The sequence below is a fragment of the Oceanicaulis sp. UBA6590 genome (assembly GCF_002433705.1).
Taxonomy (GTDB): Bacteria; Pseudomonadota; Alphaproteobacteria; order Caulobacterales; family Maricaulaceae; genus Oceanicaulis.
In genome coordinates this window covers 89,553-112,314 of sequence record NZ_DJIQ01000051.1, presented here as the reverse complement: position 1 = coordinate 112,314, position 22,762 = coordinate 89,553, and the positions used below count along the sequence as shown (strand labels likewise).

At 64.2% G+C, this 22,762-nt stretch carries 24 protein-coding genes and 1 other RNA gene; 9 read left to right on the top strand and 16 right to left on the bottom strand.

Annotated features, from left to right (window positions below):
- The first annotated feature begins 186 nt into the window (after positions 1 to 186).
- The 3 genes from B2Z70_RS10980 (at position 187) to B2Z70_RS10970 (ending at position 1,956) form a co-directional block, all read left to right on the top strand.
- A complete protein-coding gene (locus B2Z70_RS10980; protein ID WP_292983263.1) occupies positions 187 to 747 on the top strand; it encodes a carboxymuconolactone decarboxylase family protein in 561 nt (186 codons plus the stop codon).
- 237 nt (positions 748 to 984) lie between these two features.
- On the top strand, positions 985 to 1,503 hold the full coding sequence (locus B2Z70_RS10975; protein WP_009803043.1) for a porin family protein: 519 nt from the start codon (positions 985 to 987) through the stop codon (positions 1,501 to 1,503).
- Between the two features lie 237 nt (positions 1,504 to 1,740).
- Complete coding sequence (locus tag B2Z70_RS10970; protein ID WP_009803042.1) at positions 1,741 to 1,956, top strand: hypothetical protein; 216 nt, start codon at positions 1,741 to 1,743, stop codon at positions 1,954 to 1,956.
- Here B2Z70_RS10970 and B2Z70_RS10965 read toward each other — a convergent pair.
- Together B2Z70_RS10965 and B2Z70_RS10960 are read right to left on the bottom strand one after the other, a co-directional pair.
- Positions 1,953 to 2,279 carry a hypothetical protein gene (locus B2Z70_RS10965; RefSeq protein ID WP_009803041.1) on the bottom strand — a complete coding sequence of 109 codons (327 nt, stop codon included), beginning with the start codon at positions 2,277 to 2,279 and terminating at the stop codon, positions 1,953 to 1,955. The two genes, B2Z70_RS10970 and B2Z70_RS10965, sit on opposite strands and share 4 nt — an antisense overlap.
- Before the next feature lie 166 nt (positions 2,280 to 2,445).
- On the bottom strand, positions 2,446 to 3,171 hold the full coding sequence (locus B2Z70_RS10960; protein WP_292983260.1) for a helix-turn-helix transcriptional regulator: 726 nt from the start codon (positions 3,169 to 3,171) through the stop codon (positions 2,446 to 2,448).
- A gap of 231 nt (positions 3,172 to 3,402) precedes the next feature.
- On the opposite strand from B2Z70_RS10960, the gene ffs reads away from it, so the two are divergent.
- From ffs to B2Z70_RS10945, 3 genes are all read left to right on the top strand, one after another.
- An RNA gene (gene ffs, locus B2Z70_RS10955) (signal recognition particle sRNA small type) lies at positions 3,403 to 3,499 on the top strand.
- 76 nt (positions 3,500 to 3,575) lie between these two features.
- Positions 3,576 to 5,333 carry a DNA polymerase III subunit gamma/tau gene (locus B2Z70_RS10950; protein WP_292983258.1) on the top strand — a complete coding sequence of 586 codons (1,758 nt, stop codon included), beginning with the start codon at positions 3,576 to 3,578 and terminating at the stop codon, positions 5,331 to 5,333.
- Positions 5,330 to 5,674 carry a YbaB/EbfC family nucleoid-associated protein gene (locus B2Z70_RS10945; protein ID WP_292983256.1) on the top strand — a complete coding sequence of 115 codons (345 nt, stop codon included), beginning with the start codon at positions 5,330 to 5,332 and terminating at the stop codon, positions 5,672 to 5,674. Before B2Z70_RS10950 ends, B2Z70_RS10945 begins: the two co-directional genes overlap by 4 nt.
- Here the strand turns inward: B2Z70_RS10945 and B2Z70_RS10940 are convergent.
- Complete coding sequence (locus tag B2Z70_RS10940) at positions 5,671 to 6,705, bottom strand: hypothetical protein (protein WP_292983253.1); 1,035 nt, start codon at positions 6,703 to 6,705, stop codon at positions 5,671 to 5,673. The genes B2Z70_RS10945 and B2Z70_RS10940 overlap by 4 nt on opposite strands.
- Before the next feature lie 170 nt (positions 6,706 to 6,875).
- On the opposite strand from B2Z70_RS10940, the gene recR reads away from it, so the two are divergent.
- Both recR and B2Z70_RS10930 read left to right on the top strand, forming a co-directional pair.
- A complete protein-coding gene (gene recR, locus B2Z70_RS10935; RefSeq protein ID WP_009803036.1) occupies positions 6,876 to 7,472 on the top strand; it encodes a recombination mediator RecR in 597 nt (198 codons plus the stop codon).
- Between the two features lie 13 nt (positions 7,473 to 7,485).
- The gene (locus B2Z70_RS10930; protein WP_292983250.1) at positions 7,486 to 8,490 is read left to right on the top strand and encodes an alpha/beta hydrolase; all 1,005 of its coding nucleotides are present in this window, start codon (positions 7,486 to 7,488) and stop codon (positions 8,488 to 8,490) included.
- On the opposite strand, the gene B2Z70_RS10925 is transcribed toward B2Z70_RS10930, so the two are convergent.
- The 3 genes from B2Z70_RS10925 to B2Z70_RS10915 form a co-directional block, all read right to left on the bottom strand.
- On the bottom strand, positions 8,491 to 9,516 hold the full coding sequence (locus B2Z70_RS10925; protein ID WP_292983248.1) for a sensor domain-containing diguanylate cyclase: 1,026 nt from the start codon (positions 9,514 to 9,516) through the stop codon (positions 8,491 to 8,493).
- Between the two features lie 81 nt (positions 9,517 to 9,597).
- On the bottom strand, positions 9,598 to 10,380 hold the full coding sequence (locus B2Z70_RS10920) for a C40 family peptidase (RefSeq protein WP_009803033.1): 783 nt from the start codon (positions 10,378 to 10,380) through the stop codon (positions 9,598 to 9,600).
- Between the two features lie 9 nt (positions 10,381 to 10,389).
- Complete coding sequence (locus B2Z70_RS10915; protein WP_009803032.1) at positions 10,390 to 11,760, bottom strand: leucyl aminopeptidase family protein; 1,371 nt, start codon at positions 11,758 to 11,760, stop codon at positions 10,390 to 10,392.
- 159 nt (positions 11,761 to 11,919) lie between these two features.
- Between B2Z70_RS10915 and B2Z70_RS10910 the strand changes: the two genes are divergently transcribed.
- Positions 11,920 to 12,753, top strand: a complete 834-nt coding sequence (locus tag B2Z70_RS10910; protein ID WP_292983245.1) for a tetratricopeptide repeat protein — start codon at positions 11,920 to 11,922, stop codon at positions 12,751 to 12,753.
- A gap of 10 nt (positions 12,754 to 12,763) precedes the next feature.
- On the opposite strand, the gene B2Z70_RS10905 is transcribed toward B2Z70_RS10910, so the two are convergent.
- From B2Z70_RS10905 to B2Z70_RS10860, 10 genes are all read right to left on the bottom strand, one after another.
- On the bottom strand, positions 12,764 to 13,261 hold the full coding sequence (locus tag B2Z70_RS10905) for a hypothetical protein (RefSeq protein WP_009803030.1): 498 nt from the start codon (positions 13,259 to 13,261) through the stop codon (positions 12,764 to 12,766).
- A gap of 69 nt (positions 13,262 to 13,330) precedes the next feature.
- Positions 13,331 to 14,311, bottom strand: coding sequence for a type II secretion system F family protein (locus tag B2Z70_RS10900; RefSeq protein ID WP_009803029.1), 981 nt, complete (start codon positions 14,309 to 14,311; stop codon positions 13,331 to 13,333).
- 9 nt (positions 14,312 to 14,320) lie between these two features.
- The gene (locus B2Z70_RS10895; protein ID WP_292983240.1) at positions 14,321 to 15,316 is read right to left on the bottom strand and encodes a type II secretion system F family protein; all 996 of its coding nucleotides are present in this window, start codon (positions 15,314 to 15,316) and stop codon (positions 14,321 to 14,323) included.
- A 4-nt stretch (positions 15,317 to 15,320) separates the two neighbouring features.
- A complete protein-coding gene (locus tag B2Z70_RS10890) occupies positions 15,321 to 16,859 on the bottom strand; it encodes a TadA family conjugal transfer-associated ATPase (RefSeq protein ID WP_414690867.1) in 1,539 nt (512 codons plus the stop codon).
- Between the two features lie 9 nt (positions 16,860 to 16,868).
- A complete protein-coding gene (locus B2Z70_RS10885) occupies positions 16,869 to 18,515 on the bottom strand; it encodes an AAA family ATPase (RefSeq protein ID WP_292983236.1) in 1,647 nt (548 codons plus the stop codon).
- A 12-nt stretch (positions 18,516 to 18,527) separates the two neighbouring features.
- On the bottom strand, positions 18,528 to 19,184 hold the full coding sequence (locus B2Z70_RS10880; protein ID WP_292983234.1) for a CpaD family pilus assembly protein: 657 nt from the start codon (positions 19,182 to 19,184) through the stop codon (positions 18,528 to 18,530).
- Between the two features lie 5 nt (positions 19,185 to 19,189).
- On the bottom strand, positions 19,190 to 20,779 hold the full coding sequence (locus B2Z70_RS10875; protein WP_292983232.1) for a type II and III secretion system protein family protein: 1,590 nt from the start codon (positions 20,777 to 20,779) through the stop codon (positions 19,190 to 19,192).
- Positions 20,779 to 21,585 carry a Flp pilus assembly protein CpaB gene (gene cpaB / locus B2Z70_RS10870; RefSeq protein WP_292983230.1) on the bottom strand — a complete coding sequence of 269 codons (807 nt, stop codon included), beginning with the start codon at positions 21,583 to 21,585 and terminating at the stop codon, positions 20,779 to 20,781. The genes B2Z70_RS10875 and cpaB overlap by 1 nt, the downstream gene beginning before the upstream one ends.
- 96 nt (positions 21,586 to 21,681) lie before the next feature.
- Positions 21,682 to 22,185, bottom strand: a complete 504-nt coding sequence (locus B2Z70_RS10865) for an A24 family peptidase (RefSeq protein WP_040612724.1) — start codon at positions 22,183 to 22,185, stop codon at positions 21,682 to 21,684.
- A 152-nt stretch (positions 22,186 to 22,337) separates the two neighbouring features.
- Positions 22,338 to 22,547 (bottom strand): Flp family type IVb pilin, encoded by a 210-nt coding sequence (locus B2Z70_RS10860; protein ID WP_009803021.1) that lies wholly within the window; start codon positions 22,545 to 22,547, stop codon positions 22,338 to 22,340.
- Positions 22,548 to 22,762 lie beyond the last annotated feature (215 nt).

Here is a 22,762-nt window from a genome sequence, read left to right as displayed (position 1 = left end):
CCCGCGTTCTAGCGCGCATCGGGGGGCGGACGCCAGAGAGAAACGACCTCACGCCTCGCTCGCTATCGTGTGAAAACCTGTTGATCAATCAGTCTCTTTTCAGCTTCCGCTCCCTCCCCCATCTGCGGGTCGTCGCATTGACCGGCGTCGCAATTCGCTGCGCCGCCCCCAAGGATGGAGCCTTCCATGACCGATTTTAATCTCTACGACGAAACCAACGCCCCGGAAGCGGCGCGTCCGGTGCTGGCGACCGCCAAGAGCGCCTTCGGCTTTGTGCCGAACCTTCTGGGCACGCTCTCTGAAAGCCCGGCGGCGGCTGAAGCCTATCTGACCCTTGCCGGCATTGTGGACAAGACAAGCCTCTCCCCGGCCGAGCGTCAGATCGTGCTTCTGACCGTGTCCTATGAGAACACCTGTCATTACTGCATGGCCGCGCACTCCACGCTGGCTGGCGGCGCGGGCGTTGACGCCGCGACCCTGACCGCCCTGCGCAATGGCGCGCCCCTGCCCGACGCCCGGCAGGAAGCCCTGGCCCGCTTCACCCGCACCCTGGTGCGCGAGCGCGGCTATGCCAGCGACGCCGAGATCAAGGCCTTCCTGGACGCCGGCTATACCAAGGCGAACATCTTCGACGTCATCACCGCCACCGCGCTGAAGACGATCTCGAACTACGCCAACCACATTGCCGAAACCCCGGTCGATGCGCCTTTCCAGGCCCAGACCTGGGCGAAACCGGCCGCCGCCTGATCCTTGCCGACAGGTTAACGACCCCAGGCCATGACGGAATTCCGACGGCGTTTCGCCATGGCCCGGACACCCTTCGCCACGGCTTGGCCACAATGCGTCGCAGAACTGCAACACTGCGTTTTTACTGACATTTTTCGCAGCACAAGCAGGCTTGCGAACCCTGATCTCCGGGCACAACTCTCAGCGCGGGCTGGGGCTCGAACCGGAACCCTCAAGCGTCACAGAAAGACAAAAACCATGCAAAAGACGATCCTCCTCTCCACCGCCGCCGCCCTGCTGATCGCTGGCGGCGCTTCCGCGCAAGAGTCCAAATGGAATATCGGCGCCGGCTACACCTATTTCGACGCCTCTGACGTCGAACTGGACGTCATCAACGTCCGCGGCGGCTATGACTTCACCCCGTATTTCGGCCTTGAAGGCGAGCTTCTGGTCGGCCTGGAAGACGAAGACCTCTCCGTCGCCGGCGTGCCGGCGGAAGTCGGCCTCGACTATGGCCTGGGCATCTACGCCAAGGCGCAATACCCGCTGGCCGAGCAAGTCTCCGTCTACGGCCGTCTGGGCTATGCCTATCACGAGTTCGACGCCTCTGTCGCAACCGTGAACCTGGACGACAGCTCGGACGCCTTCGCCTTCGGCGGCGGTCTGGAATGGACCGTGTCCGGCCCGAACGCGGTGCGTCTGGACTACACCCGGTACGAATATGATGGCGACGGCGACGCAGACGCCTTCTCCATCAACTATGTGCGTCGCTTCTAGGCGATCGCCATATCGGCATGAGAAACGGGCGCGGCCATGGCCGCGCCCGTTTTGTTTGCGCCCAGAGTCAGACGCCCGGATACGAGCGCACCTCTTCCCTCTCTGAGCCCGCGCACGGGTCTTTCTTCCTGGCGACGGGCTGCGGGTGCGGCATGGCGCCCTCACCCCCTCAGGGGGGCTGGACAAATCGGCGCCTCTTTCTGAAAATGCGAATTGTTCGCAATAAGGAGAGTCGCCATGACCTGCGCCGTCGTAGAATTTCCCGCCTCAAGGACAGAGGCGTGCGCCCCGTCCGTCACCGACTGGCTCGACAGTCAGGCGCGGGTCATAGAGATCTGGATTGATCGTCTGGTGGCGACAGGCGGCGATGTCGGGCTGATCGCAGTGCTCGATCAGCACGCCGCCTTCCTGCGTGATGCGCTCGAGCGCAGCGCGGCCGGCGAAACCGTCTAGGCGGCCGAGCTGATCAGCTCGGCGTAGAAGTCGTTCTCAAAATCGGCGTTGGCCGCGAGACCGTCACGGCCGCTCAGCTTCACGGCGTCGCGAAAGGCGGAATAGATCAGCCGGTCAGACAGGCTCATCTCCCGCTCGGCGTCGCCATTGGCGCGGATGCGCGCCCAGCGCCAGATCGCCAGCTTGAGGGCGATTCCGGACCAGTCATCCGCTTTCTGCGCGCTGACGGCCGGCAGCAAATGGACAAGGTCGGGGTTTTCACCCTCGGTTTTCATCTGTTTGAGCTGCTCGAAGACAAATTCTATGAATTCAGAGTCGTTCACACACACACTCCGTCTGGGGTTGAACGGCGTTCAAACACCGAAGCGCGGGGTATAGTTAAAATTGAATAGGGGTCACGTCGCGTAATTCAGGGACAAACAAGGGCAAGGCTGCCTTATTTTTCCTTATTGTCGCCTTGCTGACGAGAACGCCTCTGAAACGCTGCAACTAAAACGTTATCAATCCGACCCTTAGCGCTTTAAGCACGGCCGCGATCCGGTTGGAGGCATTCAGCTTCACAAAGGCGCGCCGCATGATCGTATCCACAGTGTGAGGCGAAACACCCAGTATCGCAGCGATGACTGCGTTACTTTTGCCACGGGCGAGCCATTGCAGGATCTCAACCTCGCGTTCGGAGAGGTGCGGCGGCGCCGGAGCATCGTAATCACGCAGCATGATCGTCCGGCTATAAAGCTCCTGGCACCCCAGCTGCAGCATCCGCAGCTGGATGGCTGTGAGGTTGAACGCCCCGGAGAACCGCCCGCACGCGACAAAAGCCGCAAGGCCGTACGGGCCGAACACCGGAATGGTGAACCCGTCCACGAACCCGGACTGGCGAAGCAGTTCAAACAGGCGCTGGCTGAACCGGGTTCCCGGCGTGGTCTGTTCCACCTCGAACCAGAATTGCGGCTGCAAGGCCGTGGCGGCCCGGCTGGTCACCGGATCGTGGTCATACAAACGCTCCTCGAAATAGACGTCCTGCATGGCTTCGGGAAAAGTATTGTATTCAAAGTCAAAGGAGGTGTCGGCTGCATCAAACGGGCTGGGCAGCACCTGATAGCCGAAGGCTTCAACGCCAAACGTCTCCACGAAGGCCTTGAACGCATGACACAAGGCTTCATCGGTGTCGGCTTGGGCGCTTTGCTCCAGAAAGCTGAGGAGCGTCTCGGCCATCTCTTTCCCCGTTTCTGGGAAAAGTGGAACACCGCTCCAGCGAATTGGCAAGCGAAAGCGGACCCGCTTCAATAAATTCAGTTGGTTAATTCGCTTCCCTTGAATCCTGATCGGGCTCACCCTGTCAGAGGGAGGGCGCTCAATGGCGCTCCACCGCCCCGGTTCACAGAACTGTGGACACCTGCGGGCCCGCCTTGCGTTTCAGCCCCTCAATCGCGATATTAGCCGAAGGAAGGCCGGCGGCGGACGAGCCCCTCGCCAACCCGGTCAGGTCCGGAAGGAAGCAGCCGTAACGAGTTTCGGTTCGGGTCGCCGTCCGGTCTTCCGCCGTCTTCCGCGTCAGTTCATCTCCCGCAGCACCCGCATCCGGGCGCGCGGCCCCGCGCGAAGGACACGCTCCTGTGATGGATGATCCCCACTCCGACGCGCCTGAGTCTGACGCCCATGAGGCCTATGACGGCCCGGCTCTGCCCGGTCTCGAGCCTGAAGCGCCCAGGGATTCGGGGTATCAGGTGCTGGCGCGCAAATACCGCCCGCAAACCTTTGACGACCTGATCGGCCAGGAGCCGATGGTGCGCACGCTGACCAATGCGTTCGCCTCCGGCCGGATCGCCCATGCCTACATGATGACCGGCGTGCGCGGGGTCGGAAAAACCACGACCGCGCGCCTGATCGCCCGCGCGCTCAATTACGAGACCGACGAGGTCCACCAGCCATCCATCAAGCTCACCCCGCCGGGCCGGCATTGCGACGCCATTGCGCGCTCGGCCCATGTAGATGTGATGGAGATGGACGCCGCGAGCCGCACCGGCATTTCCGACATCCGCGAGATTCTCGACGGGGTGCGCTATGCCCCCGTCAGCGCGCGCTACAAGGTCTACATCATTGACGAGGTGCACATGCTGTCCACCTCGGCCTTCAACGCGCTCCTCAAGACGCTCGAGGAACCGCCCGAGCATGTGAAGTTCATCTTCGCCACCACCGAGATCCGCAAGGTGCCCGTCACCGTGCTGTCGCGCTGTCAGCGCTTTGATCTCAAGCGTGTGGATCGCGACGTGCTCACCGATCATCTGGCGCGCATCTGCGAGAAAGAGAACGCCAGCGTCGAACGCGACGGCCTCGCCGCCATCGCCCGCGCCGCCGAAGGCTCGGTGCGCGATGCGCTGTCGCTTCTGGATCAGGCGATCGTTCAGGCGGATGCCGGGCAAAGCGTCACCGCGGACCAGATCCGCGACATGCTGGGTCTTGCGGACCGCTCCCGCGTGCTCGACCTTCTCGAAGCCGCGCTCGAGAACCGCGCCAAGGATGCGCTTGATGAGCTGCGCCACCAGTATGATAGCGGCGCGGATCCGCAAGTGCTGATGCGCGATCTTCTCGATCATCTGCACGCGGTCAGCCGCATCAAGGCGGCGGGCCCGTCCGCCGATCTCGGCGAGGCGCAGGAGACCGTGGACCGGCTGGCGAAGCTGGCCGAGGCCCATTCGCTCGCCTCGCTCGGTCGGTTGTGGAAGACCGCTTTGACCGGGCTTGAAGACGTGCGCAATGCCCCCGACCCGGTCTCGGCGGCGGAAATGGCGGTGATCCGGCTGATGGCCGCGGCCAGCCTGCCCAGCCCCGAAGACGCGGCCCGTCTTCTCGCCGGGGTCGCCCCGTCAGGCGGTGGGGCAAACCCTAGCACCGGTCCGGGGGGCGCGCCGTCCGGACCGCAAGCGAGTTACGTTGCGCCCGAACCCGAATTTCACGGGCCCAAGGATCTTGATGCGCTCATCGCCCTGGTCGACGAGGCGCGCGATATCGGTCTGAAGCTCGATATCGAGCGCTGCTTCCGCCCGGTCTCGATCAAGCCTGGCGCCATCGTCTTTGAACCCACGCAAAACGCGCCCAGCAATCTGGGCGGGCGCATCGCCGCCTTCCTGCAGGAGCAGACCGGCGAGCGCTGGCTGGTGGATTCCAAGCCCAAATCCAAGGGCGGGGAGACCATCGCGGAACGTCGTGAGCGTCAGCATGAAGAGCGCATGGACGCCGTGCGGCGCGATCCGGCCATGGTGAAGGCTCTGACCCTGTTCCCGGGCGCGGAAATCCTCACCGTTGACGACGCCGCCCCGCTTCCCACATCTGAAGACGAAGACGACACCACTGCGCGGCAGGAGACCTCCCGATGAAAGACCTAGGCGGGCTGATGAAAAAAGCCCAGGAAATGCAGGCCAAGATGACCGAGGCCCAACAGCGCCTCGAAACGCTGGAAGTCACCGGCGAGGCTGGCGCGGGTCTGGTGAAACTCACGCTCACCGCCAAGGGCGAGATGCGCGGGCTGGAGATCGACAAATCCGTGATCGATCCTGAAGATCCGGCCATGCTTGAGGACCTGATCAAGGCCGCCCATAACGACGCCAAGCGCAAGGCCGACCAGGCTCAGGCCGAGGCCATGAGCGAGGCCACCAAGGGCATGGGCCTGCCGCCGGGCATCGACCTGCCGTTCGGGACCAAGCCGGGGCCGTTCTAGGGGCTGACCGGGGGCGGGGCCTCACCCTTGGGCGATTTGAGGCTGAACAATCCCATCTCGTCAAAGATGCGCAATTCGCGCTCTGACAATCGGTCTGACGCCTTGTCCTTGGGGAATTCCCGGAGCGACTGGAAGAGGTCGGCTTTCAGCTCGTCTTGGGTCAGGCGGTATCCCGCCACCCGGCCGGCTTCCTCGCCCGTCAGATACCGGCCCTTGAGACGATCGGCCGTGAAGACCAGCTCCAGATGGGCCAGGTTCCTGGATTGAACGATATCCATCTGATTGGAGGGGCGCGCCTCGACATCAAGATCCACCCGCCGGTCAGAGGCCTCCCAGTCGCCTATGAACTGGGACAGGGTCTCGCGGGCCATGGATTCATCATACTGATCTGACAGGATCGCTGTGATCCCGTCATGCGCCGGAACGAGGAAGCCCGCACGAGCGGTCAGTCCATCCCCCACGGGAAAGACTTCCAGGCACTCGATCCTGTGGTGGCCCACATCAAAGACGAAGAGAAGGTGGACGCGAGTCCAGTCCGCGCCCTGGGCGCGCACCATCATCTTGTAACATCCCCGATACTCATACGCCTTGGTCATCTCGTCAGACCGAACGGCGGCCGCTTCCCCATAGGCGAAGCGATAGGTGAAACCGGACAGGACACGGGAGAAGGCCAGCGCGCTCAGCTCCCGGATGGGGAACCCGTACTCGGCGTAGCCGGCCTGGCGCAGATAGCGCCCGACTGTCTGGCGAACCGTCTCACGCGAGAGAAGGGCTTCAAGCCCGGCTCTGATCTCGGCCCGGGTCAGAGTGTCCGGAGTCCTTATGAATTCCGCGATCTGCCCGGGCAGGTTCCGGGCATAGGGGCGATGAAGCCCGAAGACCTTGCGCAGTTTTTCAAACCAGCTCGGCTTGTGATCCGCCGTTTGCAAAGCCGCGCTCAGCCCGTTTTCCAGCGCCGCTCGATCCAGGAACCCGACCTCGCGCATGGCGAGAACCGCGTCCACCGCCGTATCCAGGAGTGATTTCGACATCCCTCATCCCCCAATGAGTGTGCCCGAAATAGGCTCAGCTCACCTGATGCGTGTCAAGACGACACGCTTGAATCCTCTCGCGCCTGATCATGATGGATCCGCGCGGTCTGCTAGCCGCTCCGGACCTATGGCTTTAGGGTGTCAGCGTGATTCCCTGCGTCGAGGCTTCCATGTCTGCCGGTCCTGAAATCGAGCGTCTGATCCAGCTCCTGTCCAAGCTGCCCGGGCTGGGGCCGCGCTCTGCAAGGCGCGCTTCGCTGTCGCTTCTGCAAAAGCGCGATCAGTTGATGAAGCCGCTGGCGGAAGCCATGGCGGACGCCGCGGACAAGATCAGCGCCTGCGCCGAATGCGGCAATCTGGACGTGACGGATCCGTGCTCGGTCTGCCGTGACCATCGCCGCGATGACAGCGTGATCTGTGTGGTCGAAACCGTGGGCGATCTGTGGGCGCTCGAACGCGCCGGGGCCTTCAAGGGCCGCTATCATGTGCTGGGCGGCGTGCTGTCCGCACTCGACGGCGTGGGGCCGGAAGACCTGAATGTGGCCAAGTTGATCGAGCGGGCGAACCGTGAAGACGTCAAGGAGGTCATCCTGGCGCTCAACGCCACGGTCGATGGTCAGACCACAGCCCACTTCCTCGCCGACAAACTGGCCGAAGCGAGCGTGGACATCACCTCGCTGGCGCGCGGCGTGCCCGTCGGCGGGGAGCTCGATTATCTCGATGACGGCACGCTGACAGCGGCGTTCAGATCACGCCGCCCCGCCTGACCCAGGAGCCTTCATGACCCGTCGCACGACCCATCCCGCCGGTACTGTCACACGCATCACGGTCCAGTCCAAGCTGTTGGAGGGCAATCTGCTGGGCGACCCGACCGAGCGGGTCATCGATGTCTATGTGCCCCACGGCCATGACGGGGCGGGCCTTCCGCTGCTGGTCGATCTGGCGGGGTATACCGGCTCGGGGCTGAGCCATTCAGCGTGGAAGAATTTCGGCGAGAACCTGCCCGAACGGCTGGACCGGCTGATCGGGGACGGCGCATTGCCGCCGGTCGTGGTGGCCATGCCCGATTGCTTCACCCGGCTGGGCGGCAACCAGTATATCAACTCCGCGGCCATGGGGCCGTGGGAGGACATCCTGATCAGCGAGTTCGTGCCCGCTGTGGAAGCGCGTTTCAAGTGCGGCGGAGCGGGTAAGCGCGGCGTGTTCGGCAAGAGCTCGGGCGGCTATGGCGCGATCATCCACGCGCTCAAGCATAATGATTTCTGGTCAGCGGCGGCGTGTCATTCGGGCGATATGGCCTTCGAGCTGTGCTATGCGCGCGATTTTCCCGCAGCTTTGCGCGCCATCGCCAGACACGGCTCGGTCGAAGCCTTCATTGATCAGATCGAGACCAGCAACAAGCCCAAGGGTGATGATATTCACGCCCTGATGTCGCTGGCCATGGCGGCGACCTATGACCCGGATCCCGGCCAGCCTTTCGGCGTGCGCCTGCCGGTGACGCTCGACACCTGCGAGCGCCTTGAGGACCTCTGGGCGAACTGGCTGGCCTGGGATCCGCTAACGCTGGTGGAGACCCATTTCGAGGGCCTCAAGGGGATGAAGGCGCTATTCATTGATTGCGGCGATGTGGACCAGTACGACCTAGTCTATGGCGCGCGTCGCTTGCACAGACGCCTTGAGGCGCTGGACGTCCCCCATCGCTATGAGGAATTCCCCGACACCCATTCCGGCATCGACTACCGCATGGATGTCAGCCTGCCCTGGCTGGCCAGGGCGCTGAGCTGATCAGGCCGTTCCGGGATAGAAGGTGTTCACCACCTGACCGACCTCGACGCGATTGCGTCCGCCGGACTTCGCCTGATAGAGCGCCCGGTCCGCCAGCTCGATCAGTTCATCCGGCGACAGGGCGTAGGAAAACAGCGGGGCCACCCCAAAGCTTGCGGTGATCTCGATATCCTCTCCATCCGGCGCAGTCAGCGTCAGGCGCTCGATGGCCCTGCGGCAGCGCTCTGCGGCGACCACGGCCTGATCCAGCGCACACTCGGTAAACAGGATGGCGAATTCCTCGCCGCCAATCCGGCCCAGCTTGGAGCCCGCGCGCAGTTCGTGCTTGCAGGTCGCGATGACATTGCGAATGACCTGATCACCGACAGCATGACCATAGGCGTCATTGATCCGCTTGAACCGGTCGATATCAAACAACGCGATACAGAGCAGATTGGAGTTCCGCGCGGCGCGCTGGATCTCTTCCTTCACCATCGAGACCCAGTGCCGACGCGCCATGACGCCTGTCAGCTGATCACTGCCCGCCTGGATCCGCAGCTCAAGTTCATCCACGACAAGCCTTGCGAACTTGCGAAGAATTTTGAGTTCGTGATCTGAAAAATCTCGGGGCCGGACATCCATCGCGCACAGCGTGCCCACCTGGTATCCGTCCGGACTGACCAGCGGCACCCCGACATAGGCCCGCAAGTGCGGATCGCCAGTAACCAGCGGGTTGGCGCTGAAGCGGGGATCCTCGGTCGCATCGGGCACGACCATCGGCTCTTCCTGCTCGATCGCATAGCTGCAGAAGGCGATATCCCGCTCGGTTTCGCAGACCGCAAGTCCGCGCTTGGCCTTGAACCATTGGCGGTCCGCATCCACGAGGCTGACGGCGCACATCGGGACTTCCAGAATATCCTCGACCAGGGAAACGACCGTTTCGAACGGGCGTTCAACCTCGGTATCCAGCACCTGGTATCGGCGCAAGGCGGCCAGCCGGCCGGTCTCGTCGCCCAGTTTCACCTTGCCCAGCAAGGGCGCCTCCATCCTCAACGGTCTTGGCCAGAGCCAGCGCCAAGAATGGGGATGCAGGTTTGATCAAGCTTTAATCAAGAGAACCGGATTGTGTCAGCCCAGACGGTAAATCCCGTTGATCGGCGCATAGTTGAACGCGATCCGCTTGGCGGCGCGGGACAGATTCTCCTTCACCGCCAGCATGTGATGGCCATTGGCGTGCAGCAGGGTCTCGGGGTCGGTCATCACCCCCACATGGCCCGGCCAGAAGACCAGATCCCCGCGTTGCAGTCCGCTGAAGGTCTCGGTGATTTCAATCGCGCGGCCGTGCTGTTTGGCCCAGGCTTCCTGAGGACCGGAATCGCGCGGGATGAAGCGGCCCGCCGCCTCCATGGCGCTCTGGATCAGACCCGAGCAATCCAGCCCCAGGCTTTCCTTGCCGCCCCACAGATAGGGCGCATGCTCGAAGCGTTCAGCCACGGCGACCCAGTCGGGTTCGACCGGTTCGCCAACCGCTCGCAAGTGATCCTCGAGGACCCAGCCCATCCGCTGGGCCTCAAGAAAACGGCCTTCGCGCCGGGCCCCCACGATCTTGGCGTTCATGGAGATGAGCGCCAGGGGTTCGCTCTTCATGTCAGGCTGGGCGTAGACATAGGTGCGCAGCGTCTTGACGGTATGGGTCGGGATCAGGGCCGGCTCCGCCAGATCATCCAGCTTCACCCAGCCCTCATAGCCGTCGAGCGTCGCCACGCCCTGCGCCCAGCCATCCACATGGTCATGGACGTGGAAGACTTCGCCCGCCAGCATCTGGGTCTCCCGCGCGCCCTCCCGCGAGGGAGATTTGCGCAGGGCCGTGACGCTGGCGATCACCTGGTAGGGTCTGGACGTCTCGCTCATGGCCCGAGCCTAACTCTTGAAGCGTGTTTTGAGATAGTCGAACACCGCGCGCCCCGCCAGCATCTCTCCGCCCTGCGGTCGGCCCGGACGAGCCGACGGCGTCCATCCGAAGATGTCAAAATGCGCCCATTCCTTCGCGTCAGAACCGAAGCGGCGCAGGAACAGGGCCGCGGTGATGGAGCCTGCGAACTTGCCATTGCCGGTCGAGCTGAGATCCGCGATCGGACTGTCCATCCACTCGTCATATCGGCTCCACAACGGCAGTCGCCAAACCGGGTCGTCAATGCGCCCCCCCGCTTCGAACACGCCGTCGGCGATCGCCTCCACATCCGTATAGAAGGGCGCAACATCCGGGCCCATCGCCACACGTGCGGCGCCGGTCAGCGTGGCCATGTCGATCAGAAGCTCCGGGTCGGATTCACACGCCTTCGTGATGGCGTCCGCCAGTACGAGCCGTCCTTCCGCATCGGTATTGCCAACCTCGACCGTCAGCCCCTTGCGGCTCTTGAGGATGTCGCCCGGACGGAAGGCGTTGCCCGAGATGGCGTTCTCCACTGCGGGGATCAGCACATGCAGACGCACGGGCAGCTTGGCGTCCATGATCATGGAGGCGAGGCCCAGCACGGTGGCCGAACCGCCCATATCCTTCTTCATCAGGAGCATGCCGTCGGCCGGCTTGATGTCGAGACCGCCTGAATCAAAGCACACGCCCTTGCCCACCAGCGCCAGACGCGGATGGCGCTCATCGCCCCATTCAAACTCGATCAGGCGCGGGGCGTCGTCCGCCGCCCGCCCCACGGCGTGGATCATGGGATAGTTCTGCTCCAGCAGCTCATCGCCCGTGATGACGCTGACGCTCGCGCCATGGGCTTCAGCCAGCTCGCGCGCCGCCGCTTCAAGATCAGAGGGCAGCATGTCGCCGGCGGGCGTATTGATGAGATCACGGGTGAGGTAAACGCCGCGCGCCACACGCTCGGCTTCGGCCACATCACAGCCCTGCGGGGCTACAAGACGCGCCGGCGCCCGTTTGGGCGTCTTGTAGCGGGTGAACTGATAAGCGCCGAGGGCGAACGCAATGGCGGTCTGGGTGGCGTCCCAGCCCTTGGGCAGCCCGTCATAGCTCCAGTCGCCTTCGGGCAGGGCCAGAGCCGCGCCGGCCGCCTCGAACGGGGATTGTGCTGTCCCGGCGCCGACCAGCGCATCAAGCCCGGCCTCACCCGGCAGCATCACGACCTGACCCGGCGCGCCTTCAAATCCGCTGGCCCGGGCGTGCGCCGCACTCGAATCGCTCAGTCGCTCAAGCTCGGCATCGAGATCAGCAAATGGCACAAGGCGCGCAGTACGGGCGAAGTCGGAAGGTGAAGCAAACAGGTCTGTCATAATACGTCTTTCACTCATGAACTTGCTGCGGACGCCCGGCCCCGCGTCGACGCCCGGACGGTGAACGCCCCGGAAACGTTAACGACTTCTTGACCAGCGCACAGGCACTCTCGCGACACTCAGATAGATACAGAGCGCCTGACAGCAAAAAGGTAGAGCATGGCCACCCCGTCTCCTGCAATCGCCCTACTGAGCATGAGCGCGTGCCTGCTGGCCCTGACGGGCTGCGCCACCCATGCCGACTTGCAGCCGACCGAACAGGAAGCGGAGCTCACCGAGACGCTTCAGGGCCGCTCGATCGCTCCGGCGACCGCGGCCGAACGCGAGGCCATTCACAATCAGGACCTGCTGACCCAGGCTGCGTTCTGGGCCGAGGCCTATGAACTCAACCCCGGCGACCGCGAAGCGGCGTTCGAGCTGTCGAGCGTCCTGCGGCAGCTGGGATCGACCCAGCGCGCCGCGGAAGTCTCCCGGCAGGCTCTGGCGCTCTACCCCGACGATCAGGACCTGCTCAGCGCCTACGGCATGGCGCTCACCGCCGATGGGCGCGGCGCCCAGGCGGTGGAATACCTGATGCGGGCGATGAACGCCGGAACGCCCGACTGGCGACTGGTGAACACGCTGGGCGTGGCGCTGGAACAGAGCGGCCGGCCCGATCAGGCGCGCGCGCGCTTCATGGAAGCGCTCGGAATGCAACCGGGCGAACCGGCGATCATGAACAATCTGGCGCTCTCTCATCTGCTGGCGGGCGAACCTGAACGCGCCGAAGCGGTGCTGCGCCAGGCCATGCAGAACATCTCCGCCGGCCCGGAAGTGCGCCAGAACCTCGCCATGGCGCTGGCCCTGCAAGGCCGGTTCGACGAGGCGCGGGAAATCGCTTTGATCGATTCCACGCCGGAAATGGCGGAAGCCAATCTTGATTACATCCGCAATCTGATGAGCAGCCCGCGCAGCTGGGACCAGCTGCGTCGTTCGGAAGCCCTGGGCGGTTAGGCGGAACCGGTCAGACGTCGTCCACATCCGGCGGCGGCGCCATCGGGGGAGGCGCAGTCTGCACTTCCTCCACCTTCTTCAGCGGAAAGCGCGTCTTCAGCCATTTGCTGACCATGATCTGGTCAAAGCGGAAATCCTCCGCCTCCTCGCGCAACTCCGCCGGCGCGCGGCCATCCTTGGACGCCTCGATCGCGCGATAGAGCGCGTACAGGCGCAGATAGCCCTTGTCGTCCTTGCTCAGCGAGGTCTCATCCAGGCCCGCGCAGACTTCCAGCAGCTTGGCGTTGCCCGAACGGCGCTTGCCGCTGGCCAGCTCCACCACAGCCAGGGCGAGGGCCGGCTTCCAGCCGCCATCAGCGAATTTGAGCTTGCGCGGCACGGCGGACAATTCCTGGCGCGCCCGCGCCAGATCACCTTCCGCCAATGCGTCCAGGGCGTGTTCCGCCGCCTGATCAGCGATGCGGATCGCTTCACGACGCTTGGCCACAGCCTTTTCACCACCGAACATGCCTTGACGGCTCCCTCAGAACGCAACGCCCCATCCGGGTGCAGGGCGAAGGCGCCAGACTAGCTGGGCTTACATGTTTTGGAAACTGATCGCGGCGGGTCCGATGATCACGACGAACAGCACCGGCAGGAAGAACAGGATCATCGGAACCGTCAGCTTCGCCGGCAGGGCGGCGGCCTTTTTCTCGGCGTTGCTCATCCGCATGTCCCGGTTTTCCTTGGCCATGACCCGGAGCGCCTGCCCCAGCGGCGTGCCATAGCGCTCGGCCTGGATCAGCGCCGTCGCCACGGCCTTCACCCCCGGCAGATTGGTGCGCATGCCCAGATTCTCGAACGCGGCGCGCCGGTCCTGAAGATAGGCCAGCTCGGCATTGGTCAGCGACAGCTCTTCGGCCAGCTCCATCGAGTTCGTCCCGATCTCGGCGGCGACCTTGTGCAGGGCCGCTTCGATGGACATGCCCGCCTCCACGCAGATCAGCATGAGATCCAGCGAGTCCGGGAATGCCTGCATGATGGAATCGCGCCGCTTGGCGGCCTGGTTGGACAGATAGATGCCCGGCGCATAATAGCCCAGCACCGCAAGCACCATGACGATGGTCAGGCGCTGCATCACCGGCAGGCCGAAATCGTTGACGACCCAGAGATAGACAAAGCCCAGAAGCCCCATGACCGGCGGGATGGCGAAGCGGGCGAAGTAGAAGGCGTAGACCGGCCCCTGCCCGCGATAGCCGGCCTGGATGAGCTTGGTCTTGAGGTTGGCGTCTTCCAGAAGCGTGGCGAGATTGAGTTTCTCCACCACCTTGCGATAGAGCGAGCGGGTATCCTTGCCGCGAAGCCCGCCCTTTTTCTCATTGGCGGATTTCTCAAGCTCTTCGCGCGCCTTGCGGCGCAGCTCCTCGCGGCGGTTGGCGACCGCCTTCATGCGCTTGTTGAGATTGTCCCCGCCCATGGCCGGGGCGGACAGCGTCCAGACCGTCGCGAAGACCAGACCTGCGGCGATCACGGCGAACAGATTGGCCGGGGTCACGATCCAGCGGATGAAATCGTCCATGACCGCCCCCTACATTTTGAAATTGATCATGCTGCGCATGACCAGAATGCCGGTGAGCATCCACACGCCCCCGCCCAGCAGCAGGAAGTGTCCCATGGGCGTGGTCAGGAGCGGCGTCATGTAATCGGGCGACATGATGGACACCATCACGCCCACCCCCGGCGGCAGCGAGCCGATGATCCAGGCCGAAGCCTTGGCTTCGGACGAGAGCGCGCCGACCTTCTCGCGCATCATCTTTCGCGCACGCAGGACCGCGGACAGGTTGTTGAGCGCTTCAGCGAGATTGCCGCCGGTCTTTTGCTGGATCGCCAGCACAGTCGTGAAGAAGGACAGTTCGGGCAAGGGCATGCGACGATGCATGCGACGCATGCCTTCCTCGACATCGACCCCGACCGCCAGGCCCTCGACCAGAAGCTGGAACTCCTGTTTCACCGGGGCCTCGCCCTCCTGGGCGATGATCTTCAGCGTCTCGTTCAGCGGCAGGCCGGACTTCACGCCGCGCACAATGATGTCGAGCGCATCGGCGAAATTCTCGGTGAACTTCTTCTGCCGTCCCTTGCGCATCATGCCCAGCACCCAGCGCGGCAGGCCCAGACCGGCGATGATGGCGGCGGCGACGGCGAACAGGATGTTCAGCCCGGTCACGACCACCATGAACGCCGCCACAAAGCCCAGTATGGCGGAGAAAATCCAGAATTGCGTGGGACCGGTCTTGAACAGACCCGCCTGATCCAGCCGCGCCCGCAGGGTCAGCGACTTCTTGCGCTCGGCTTTCTGGCTGTCCTCAAGCTCTTTGAGGCCTTCCTGGATCTGACGGCGTTTCTGGGCGGCCGCGTCCACCGCGCCGACCCGTCGACGCGTGCTCTGCACGGGTCCGCCGACAGCGCCTTCCAGGCGCGCCTTCCGCGCCTTGTCCGCACTGGAGCCGACAAAGACCCAGCCAAGGCCGGCGACCGCCATGAAGGCGCAGGCTGCTGCGACGAATAGGGCGAGATCAGGCGACATGGGACTAGGCCTCCGACGCGTCGAGCGCGGCGGCCAGCTGGGCGTCGAGACCGAAATAGCGCGCCCGCTCCCAGAAGTTCGGACGGGCGATGCCGGTGGAGACGTGACGGCCGGTGATGTCGCCGTTCTGATCCTCGCCGGTGATCTCGTACAGGAACAGGTCCTGGGTGATGATCACATCGCCTTCCATGCCCAGCACTTCGGTGATGTGTGTGATCTTGCGCGAGCCATCGCGCAGGCGGGCGGCCTGAATGATCACGTCGATCGAGCCCGAGATCATCTCGCGGATCGTCTTGGTGGGCAGGTTGTAGCCGCCCATGGTGATCATGGATTCAATCCGGCTCAGCGCCTCGCGCGGGGAGTTGGCGTGCAGCGTGCCCATCGAACCGTCATGGCCGGTGTTCATCGCCTGCAGCAGGTCAAACGCCTCCGAGCCGCGCACCTCGCCCACGATGATCCGCTCGGGGCGCATCCGCAGACAGTTCTTCACCAGGTCGCGCATGGTGACCTGGCCCTGGCCTTCAAGGTTGGGCGGGCGGGTTTCAAGACGCACCACATGCGGCTGCTGCAGCTGCAATTCGGCCGCGTCCTCACAGGTGATGATGCGCTCATCCTCGCCAATGAAACCGGTCAGACAGTTCAGCAGCGTGGTCTTGCCCGAGCCCGTACCGCCCGAGATCAGCACATTCGCGCGGCAGGCGCCGATGATCTCCAGAATGCGCGCGCCTTCAGGCGAGATCGAGCCGAACTCCACGAGGTTCTGGAGCTTGAGCTTGTCCTTCTTGAACTTCCGGATGGTCAGCGTCGGCCCGTCCAGCGCCAGCGGCGGCGCGATGACGTTCACACGGCTGCCGTCGGCGAGGCGCGCGTCACAGATCGGCGAGCTTTCATCCACGCGCCGCCCCACCTGGGACACGATGCGCTGGCAGATGTTCATCAGCTGGCCATTGTCGCGGAAGCGGATATTTGTCTTCTGGACCTTGCCCTTCACCTCGATGAACACGTCGCCGGCGCCATTGACCATGATGTCGGCGATGTCGTCGCGCTCCAGAAGCGGCTCGAGCGGGCCATAGCCCAGAACATCATTGCAGATGTCCTGAAGCAGCTGCTCCTGCTCGGCGATGGACATGGCCACGTTCTTGATCGAGATGATCTCGGTGACGATGTCGCGGATCTCGTCGCGCGCGGTTTCATTATCGAGACGCGCCAGCTGACCCAGATCGATGGTGTCGATCAGCGCGTTGAAGATCGTGGTCTTGACGGCATAGTACTCCGCCGACCGTTCGGCCCCGATATTGGCGAGCTGGGCGGCGGGTTTGGCCTTGATGGGCGCAGAGGCCGCCGCTTTAGGCCGGGTGGCGCTGGCGGCCGGCAAGACGGGCGCGGCGGCTGGCGCACTGGCGGGTTTGGCCGGAGCGGGGCTGGGCGCGGCCGGACGCGGCTTCGTCGCAACACCGCTTGCGCTGTCCTGGGACGGACGGGTCGCGCCGCCGCCGAACTGGCGGGGCGGGGTCTGCATTCCGGTGGGGCGCTTTCCGAACATCGTCGCGCGTTAGCCTTTTCCGAACAGGGAGCCGAACAGGGATTTGCGGCGCGGCGCAGCCGGCGCCCGGCCCGTCAGCTGCGCGGCGAGATGGGCGAAGCCGTCAGAGGCCTTGGACTTGGGATCCACCTCGGCGATCATCTGACCGTTATTGGCGGCCTTGCCAAAGAGCGCCGGTTCGAACGGCAGCACCAGAACCGGCGCCGCGCCCAGCGCATCCGAGAAATCCTTGAGCGGGATATCAGGCTTTTTCGGGCATCCGGCCATGTTCACCACCACCTTGGGCGGTTCGTCATTGGGCCGGGCGTTCTGCACGAGATCGAACAGGTTCTTGGCGTTGCGCAGGCTGGCCAGGTCCGGAGTCACCGTGACCACCACCTGATCCGCGCTCAGGAGCGTGTGTCGCACCCAGGGGCTCCAGGCATGGGGCAGATCCAGCGCCACGAACGGCGCCTGACGGCGCACCTTGTCGAGCACGGTCTCGAAGGCGTCCGGCTGGAAATCCCAGTCACGCTCGAGCGTGGCCGGCGCGGAAAACAGGCTCAGCCGCTCGGTGCAGCGCACCAGAAGGCGATCCAGCAAGGCGTCGTCCAGTCGGTCCGGCTCTTCCAGCGCCATGGCGATGGTCTGGGCCGGGTCCTGGTTGAAATCGAGCCCCGCGGTGCCGAAAGACAGATCGAGATCGACCAGCACCGCATCGGAGCGCAACCCCTCGGTCATCTGCCAGGCGACATTGTGAGCAATGGTGGAGGAGCCCACCCCGCCCTTGGCGCCGATGAAGGCGATCGAACGGCCGGCGAACGGCGCCTCGGGATCCAGAAACAGGCCCGAAATCGTCGAGATCAGGTGAAGCGGCGTCATCGGCGGCACGAGATATTCGCTCACCCCGCGCTTGATCAGCTCGCGATAGAGCGAAATGTCGTTGGCGGCGCCGATGATGATCACCTTGGTGTCGCCATCACAGACCGCCGCCAGATCCTCGAGCTGCTGGAAGAGCTCGCGTCCGCGCATGCCGGTTTCAAGGATCAGAAGCTCGGGCGTGCTTTCGTCATGAAAGCGCTCGATGGCCGCGGAGAGCCCGCCCAGCTCGACGGTGACATGAGTGCGCGCCATGCGGCGATCATCCGCCGCATGATGGATCAGACGACCGGTTTCCGGGCTTTCACAGAATGCGTGGATGGCGATCCGCGGCACAGGCTGATTGAGCAGCGAGTCATCCGGGCCGGATACCGCCGAGATCTCCCCGCTGATCCCGCTCGCGCCGAGCGGCGTGGTCAGGGGCAAGGTCTCATCATCTTCAAACGGATTGGACGCCGGAGCGGATGACGGCGCCGGCTTCGGCGCGGAAGCCATCGGTCGCATGGGTTCGGCAGGCTCATAGCCGCTGAAATCATCCTCGTAATCGGAATGACGGTTGGCGTCGGCCAGGCGGGCGCCGAACGGACGGGCGCCCGGGGATTCATTGAGCGGGGCGTCGCTGACATCCCCGAAGCCGTCATCCTCGCCCAGAAGGCGGCGCTCGATGCTCTCGGCGCCCAGGAACGGGTCATCCTGAGCCTCGTCCAGAGGCTCCATCGGCGCAAAGGCGTCGTCGGAGACAAATTCGTCAGCCGCGTCAAAGGAGTCATCATCAAAGGCGTCAGCGGTGCGGTTCATAGCCATACCCTGTTAATTGCCGACCGAAGAGCTGACAGCGCCGCTCTCGCGTTCGGAACGCTGGCTGGCCGTCGACTGGCCCTGCCGGTATCTGTCTAGAACGGTCTGGCGGCGCGCGCTGTCGGGCGCATCCATGCCCCGCGGCGCCACGAGATCACGCGGATCGGCCACCATGTTGGCGAGATTGTTCGCCGTCGCGCAGCCAAAGCGCGGCCAGTCCTGATTGGCGCGCATATGGGCCATATCGTTCCAGGCGGTGGAACACTCAGGCGCAACGGCCTGGTAGCGCGTGAAGGAGAAAATCACAGGCGCGCTGACTTGCCCGCCGGCCTCATAGGCGCCGCCGCTGATCTGCCGCCAGTCCAGACCGGCTTCGTAGAGCCGGGTCCGGGCTTCCGCGATTGCGCCAATGGCGGCGTCCGCATTGCCGGCGTTCTGGGGATAGGAGATCACGAGCGGACCGTGACCGCGCGCCTTGTACTCGGCGGCGACGGCTTCGATCACATCGATCTGGTTCCAGGTCAGGCCATTGTCGAGCGCGCTCACATCCATGCTCACGCGGACGGTTTCCGGCGCTGCAGTGGCGCGCGGCAGAGGCTGGGGCGTTGCGGCGCAGGCCGCCAGTGTCAGAGCGCTCAGGGCCAGCAGGCCTTTGAAGACAGATTTCATCTCAGCTACTCCAGCACAAAGCCGATGGGGCCCGACCAACCGCGGTTCTCGACCTGCGCGCCCGGCGCGGCGTAAACCCGGTTCAGGCGGCCCAGAAAGGCGCCTGCGGCCAGCGAGGACACGGCGAAGCCCTCCGCCGGGCTTTCCACATCATTGGGATTCAGCGGGTCGACCAGATAAGGCGTGACGACCACGACCAGCTCGGTCTCATTGTTGGCGAAATCACGCGACCGGAAGAGCGAGCCGAGGACCGGCATGCGCTCGATGCCCGGCACGCTGTCCATGGCCTGACGCGTCTCCTCGCGGATCAGGCCGGCGATGACCATCGAACCGCCCGAGGGCAACTCCACGGTGGTTTCAGCCCGGTTCACGGACAGGGCCGGAATGGTGACGCCCTGAACCGTCCCGGTGACATTGCCCTGATCATCGGTGATCACCTGGGAGTTCAGCGAGATGGCGCCCTCATTGGACAGCTCCGAGACTTCGGTCGAGACCCGCAACGAAATACGGCCTTCGGAGAGCACGACCGGCGTGAAGCCCAGACCGACCCCGAAGGGTTTGAACTCGATGGTGACATTGCCGTCGCGATCACGGCCCACCGGCACGGGAAACTCGCCGCCCGCCAGGAATTGCGCCGGCTCGCCGGAAATGGCGGTGATGTTCGGCTCGGCCAGGGTGCGCACCAGCCCGACGCGTTCGAGGGCATTGAGGGTGGCGGAAATCGAGCTCTGCAGCACACCGTCGACCAGATTCTGAGTGCCCAGAGTGCCCGTCAGCCCGCCCAGCGCGGCGCCCGCCACGCCAAAGGCGTTCGATGTGCCCCAGCCCGCAGAGTTCTGGAAGCGGCCCTGCTGATAGACTTCGTAGATCGGCGCGCCATTCTGGTCGAACAACGGATCGCCGCGATCATTGGTGGCGGCGGTGCGCACGGTCGGCGTGAATTCGCCAAAGGCCTGTTCGCCGCTGAGATTGACGCCCAGCTGGCGCACCAGCGTGCGCTCCATCTCGACAATGCGAACCTGCAGCGTGACCTGGTCGCGCCCTTCCACTGTAAGAAAGGAGACCACCTGCTCGGGCGTGTCCACCCAGCGCTGGGCGACCTGAAGCGCCGTGTCTGCGGCCGCCGCGGAGGGAACCTGCCCGGACAGCACGATATTGGCGTTCATGCTTTCGGCCTGGATGCGGCCCTCCGGCACGAAACGGTCAAGCGCGTCCTGCAAGGCGGCGATGTCGCGTTCGACCCGGACATTGAGATCCAGGATCAGTCCGCCGTCGGCGTTGAAGAAGAAGATATTGGTGCGCCCCACGGCCTGGCCCATCACGAAGGCGCGGCGCGTGGTGCGGACCACGGCGCTGGCCACCTCGTCATTGGCGATGACGACGTCGGCGGCATCCTCTGGCAGATGGATCACGGCCGCCTGGCCCAGCGGCAATTGCAGACTTTCGGAGGCCGGACCGGCGCCGGGTTCGCGAATATGGACCTGCAGGGTGTTGTTCGCCTCGGTGCGTCCGCCGGAGAGTTGCGCCTCGGCCGGACACACGCAGGCAACCGCCATCAGGGCGGCCGCGCAGAGGGTTTGAGAGAAGCGGGCCATTACGGCGTCCCTCCCAACGCGACGCGCTGTTCGGCGCCATAGCGGATGATGCGCACTTCACGACCGCGCCGCTCGCCCGCCTCGTCGTCCGCGCCATTGGGCAAGCGGGGGCCGCCCTCGCGATCAGCGACCGAGCGCAGCGCCAGAACGATATCGCCCTCGGCGACGCCCAGAGCCACCGAGCTGGTCTGTTGCGGGGTCAGTTCCAGCGTGGCGGTGGAACCGAGCACCACGCCTTCGCCGTCATCCACATAGGTCTGGTCGATGGCGAGAACGCGAACATTTTCAACAAGAACTTCAGAGATATAGCCCATATCACGCGCAGAGGTCGTGACCAGCACATCCACCCGGTCATTGGGCAGAATGAAGCCGCCGGCGCCGGACTCCGCCGAGATCGGCACGGCGACGGCGCGCATGCCCGGATCAATGACGGCGGCCATGAAGCCCGCCTCGCCTGGCTGAACCAGCTTGCCCGGCAGGATCGGTTCGCCATCCACAAAGGCGGCGCGCGTCACGGCGCCGCTGAGCTCATCCATGGCGTCCGGACGCGCCTCACGTGTGATGAAGGCCGGCATCACGGCCTCGACCGGCCAGTTGGTCCAGCGAAAATCCGCGCCGCTGACGCGTGAGGACGGGCTCATGTCGCGCGCCGCCACCAGCACCTGAACAACTTCGGGAGCCGCAGCCTGTTCGACCACGACGGGCGCCGGCGCGGCGGCAGGCTGCATGGCGCTGCGCACGAAGAGTGCGGCGAACACGGCCGCCAGCGCAGCGACAGCAAGCACGATCAGGCGGACAGCATTCATGACGGACCCCAAAACCCTTTTGCGCACAAGGCGTCAGCAGGCATCAGAGCCGATAATTCTCAAGGCCGCGTTAATGCACGGTGATTACACCGTTAACTAGCCTGTGTAGACGGCGAACATCTGGGCTTGCGGCAAGACAAGCAAAGCCCCCGCCGCAATGGCGATGGCGTAAGGCACCGGCGCGCCCTGGGCGAGCGCCGTGGATCCCAGGCGGTCCGACGAGATGGGCAGCAGATGCGCCATCTGGCGCAGGATCACGAGGATCACCGCCAGCACGCCGCCCGCCGCCACCGCAATCAGCACGAAAGCCAGCCCGTCCGGCCAGCCGAACCAGAGCGCGCCCGCCGCCAGCAGCTTGACGTCGCCGCCGCCGACCCAGCCCGGCGCCCACAAGGCCATGCCCAGAGCCAGCACGCCCAGCCCGGTCAGGAGCGAGAAGCCCGCATCCATCCAGCTCAGCCCCAGAAACGGCGCCGCCAGGACCCAGCCTGCAATCAGCGCCCCCGGCACCCAGTTGGGGATGGTGAAGCTCCGCACGTCATACCAGACAGCGCACAGCATCAGGAAGGCAAAGCCCAGAAGGGCGATATTTGAAATCATGGCTGGCGCCCGCATCCGTCAATTCGATGTGCGGAGCCTAGGCCGTCATGCTTAAGGCTTTTCAAACAGCTCGCACCTGATCGCAAATGCAGAAAAGCCGCCCCTTCCGGGACGGCTTTTCAGACATGCGATCAGATGATCAGCGCAACGGCTTAGGTGCCGCTGCCGCCAGAACCGCCGCTGCCGGCGCTGTTGGCGGTCGAGAGCTGGGTCCCGACATTGGTGAAGGTGGTGCTGAGGTTGGTGCCCAGCGTGGTCACGGCCGTGATGATCACGACGGCGATCAGCGCGGCGATCAGACCGTATTCGATAGCAGTAGCGCCAGACTCATCTTTCAGAAAGCGCGAAACCAGGTTTTTCATCCCATCCACTCCGTTTGGTTTTATCAGACCCAGGATCGCAGACTTGTCCCGCCCCGTCCTGAATGCACGGTGAGTAAAACCCGAAGACGATTTAAACCGGGTAAAAATCCATGCTTTATTTTTTGTAAATCTGCGAAACGCAGAGCATGGTGAATAAAGCGTAAACGCCAGATATCGCTATCCAGCGCAAATCAATACAAATAAATGCGGCATTA

Excerpts from the sequence above, each read along its gene's own strand:
- B2Z70_RS10980 (WP_292983263.1), top strand. The coding sequence starts at position 187 with ATGACCGATTTTAATCTCTACGACGAAACCAACGCCCCGGAAGCGGCG.
- B2Z70_RS10975 (WP_009803043.1), top strand. The coding sequence starts at position 985 with ATGCAAAAGACGATCCTCCTCTCCACCGCCGCCGCCCTGCTGATCGCT.
- B2Z70_RS10970 (WP_009803042.1), top strand. The coding sequence starts at position 1,741 with ATGACCTGCGCCGTCGTAGAATTTCCCGCCTCAAGGACAGAGGCGTGC.
- B2Z70_RS10960 (WP_292983260.1), bottom strand. The coding sequence starts at position 3,171 with ATGGCCGAGACGCTCCTCAGCTTTCTGGAGCAAAGCGCCCAAGCCGAC.
- B2Z70_RS10950 (WP_292983258.1), top strand. The coding sequence starts at position 3,576 with ATGGATGATCCCCACTCCGACGCGCCTGAGTCTGACGCCCATGAGGCC.
- B2Z70_RS10945 (WP_292983256.1), top strand. The coding sequence starts at position 5,330 with ATGAAAGACCTAGGCGGGCTGATGAAAAAAGCCCAGGAAATGCAGGCC.
- B2Z70_RS10940 (WP_292983253.1), bottom strand. The coding sequence starts at position 6,705 with ATGTCGAAATCACTCCTGGATACGGCGGTGGACGCGGTTCTCGCCATG.
- recR (WP_009803036.1), top strand. The coding sequence starts at position 6,876 with ATGTCTGCCGGTCCTGAAATCGAGCGTCTGATCCAGCTCCTGTCCAAG.
- B2Z70_RS10930 (WP_292983250.1), top strand. The coding sequence starts at position 7,486 with ATGACCCGTCGCACGACCCATCCCGCCGGTACTGTCACACGCATCACG.
- B2Z70_RS10925 (WP_292983248.1), bottom strand. The coding sequence starts at position 9,516 with ATGGAGGCGCCCTTGCTGGGCAAGGTGAAACTGGGCGACGAGACCGGC.
- B2Z70_RS10920 (WP_009803033.1), bottom strand. The coding sequence starts at position 10,380 with ATGAGCGAGACGTCCAGACCCTACCAGGTGATCGCCAGCGTCACGGCC.
- B2Z70_RS10915 (WP_009803032.1), bottom strand. The coding sequence starts at position 11,760 with ATGACAGACCTGTTTGCTTCACCTTCCGACTTCGCCCGTACTGCGCGC.
- B2Z70_RS10910 (WP_292983245.1), top strand. The coding sequence starts at position 11,920 with ATGGCCACCCCGTCTCCTGCAATCGCCCTACTGAGCATGAGCGCGTGC.
- B2Z70_RS10905 (WP_009803030.1), bottom strand. The coding sequence starts at position 13,261 with ATGTTCGGTGGTGAAAAGGCTGTGGCCAAGCGTCGTGAAGCGATCCGC.
- B2Z70_RS10900 (WP_009803029.1), bottom strand. The coding sequence starts at position 14,311 with ATGGACGATTTCATCCGCTGGATCGTGACCCCGGCCAATCTGTTCGCC.
- B2Z70_RS10895 (WP_292983240.1), bottom strand. The coding sequence starts at position 15,316 with ATGTCGCCTGATCTCGCCCTATTCGTCGCAGCAGCCTGCGCCTTCATG.
- B2Z70_RS10890 (WP_414690867.1), bottom strand. The coding sequence starts at position 16,859 with ATGTTCGGAAAGCGCCCCACCGGAATGCAGACCCCGCCCCGCCAGTTC.
- B2Z70_RS10885 (WP_292983236.1), bottom strand. The coding sequence starts at position 18,515 with ATGAACCGCACCGCTGACGCCTTTGATGATGACTCCTTTGACGCGGCT.
- B2Z70_RS10880 (WP_292983234.1), bottom strand. The coding sequence starts at position 19,184 with ATGAAATCTGTCTTCAAAGGCCTGCTGGCCCTGAGCGCTCTGACACTG.
- B2Z70_RS10875 (WP_292983232.1), bottom strand. The coding sequence starts at position 20,779 with ATGGCCCGCTTCTCTCAAACCCTCTGCGCGGCCGCCCTGATGGCGGTT.
- cpaB (WP_292983230.1), bottom strand. The coding sequence starts at position 21,585 with ATGAATGCTGTCCGCCTGATCGTGCTTGCTGTCGCTGCGCTGGCGGCC.
- B2Z70_RS10865 (WP_040612724.1), bottom strand. The coding sequence starts at position 22,185 with ATGATTTCAAATATCGCCCTTCTGGGCTTTGCCTTCCTGATGCTGTGC.
- B2Z70_RS10860 (WP_009803021.1), bottom strand. The coding sequence starts at position 22,547 with ATGAAAAACCTGGTTTCGCGCTTTCTGAAAGATGAGTCTGGCGCTACT.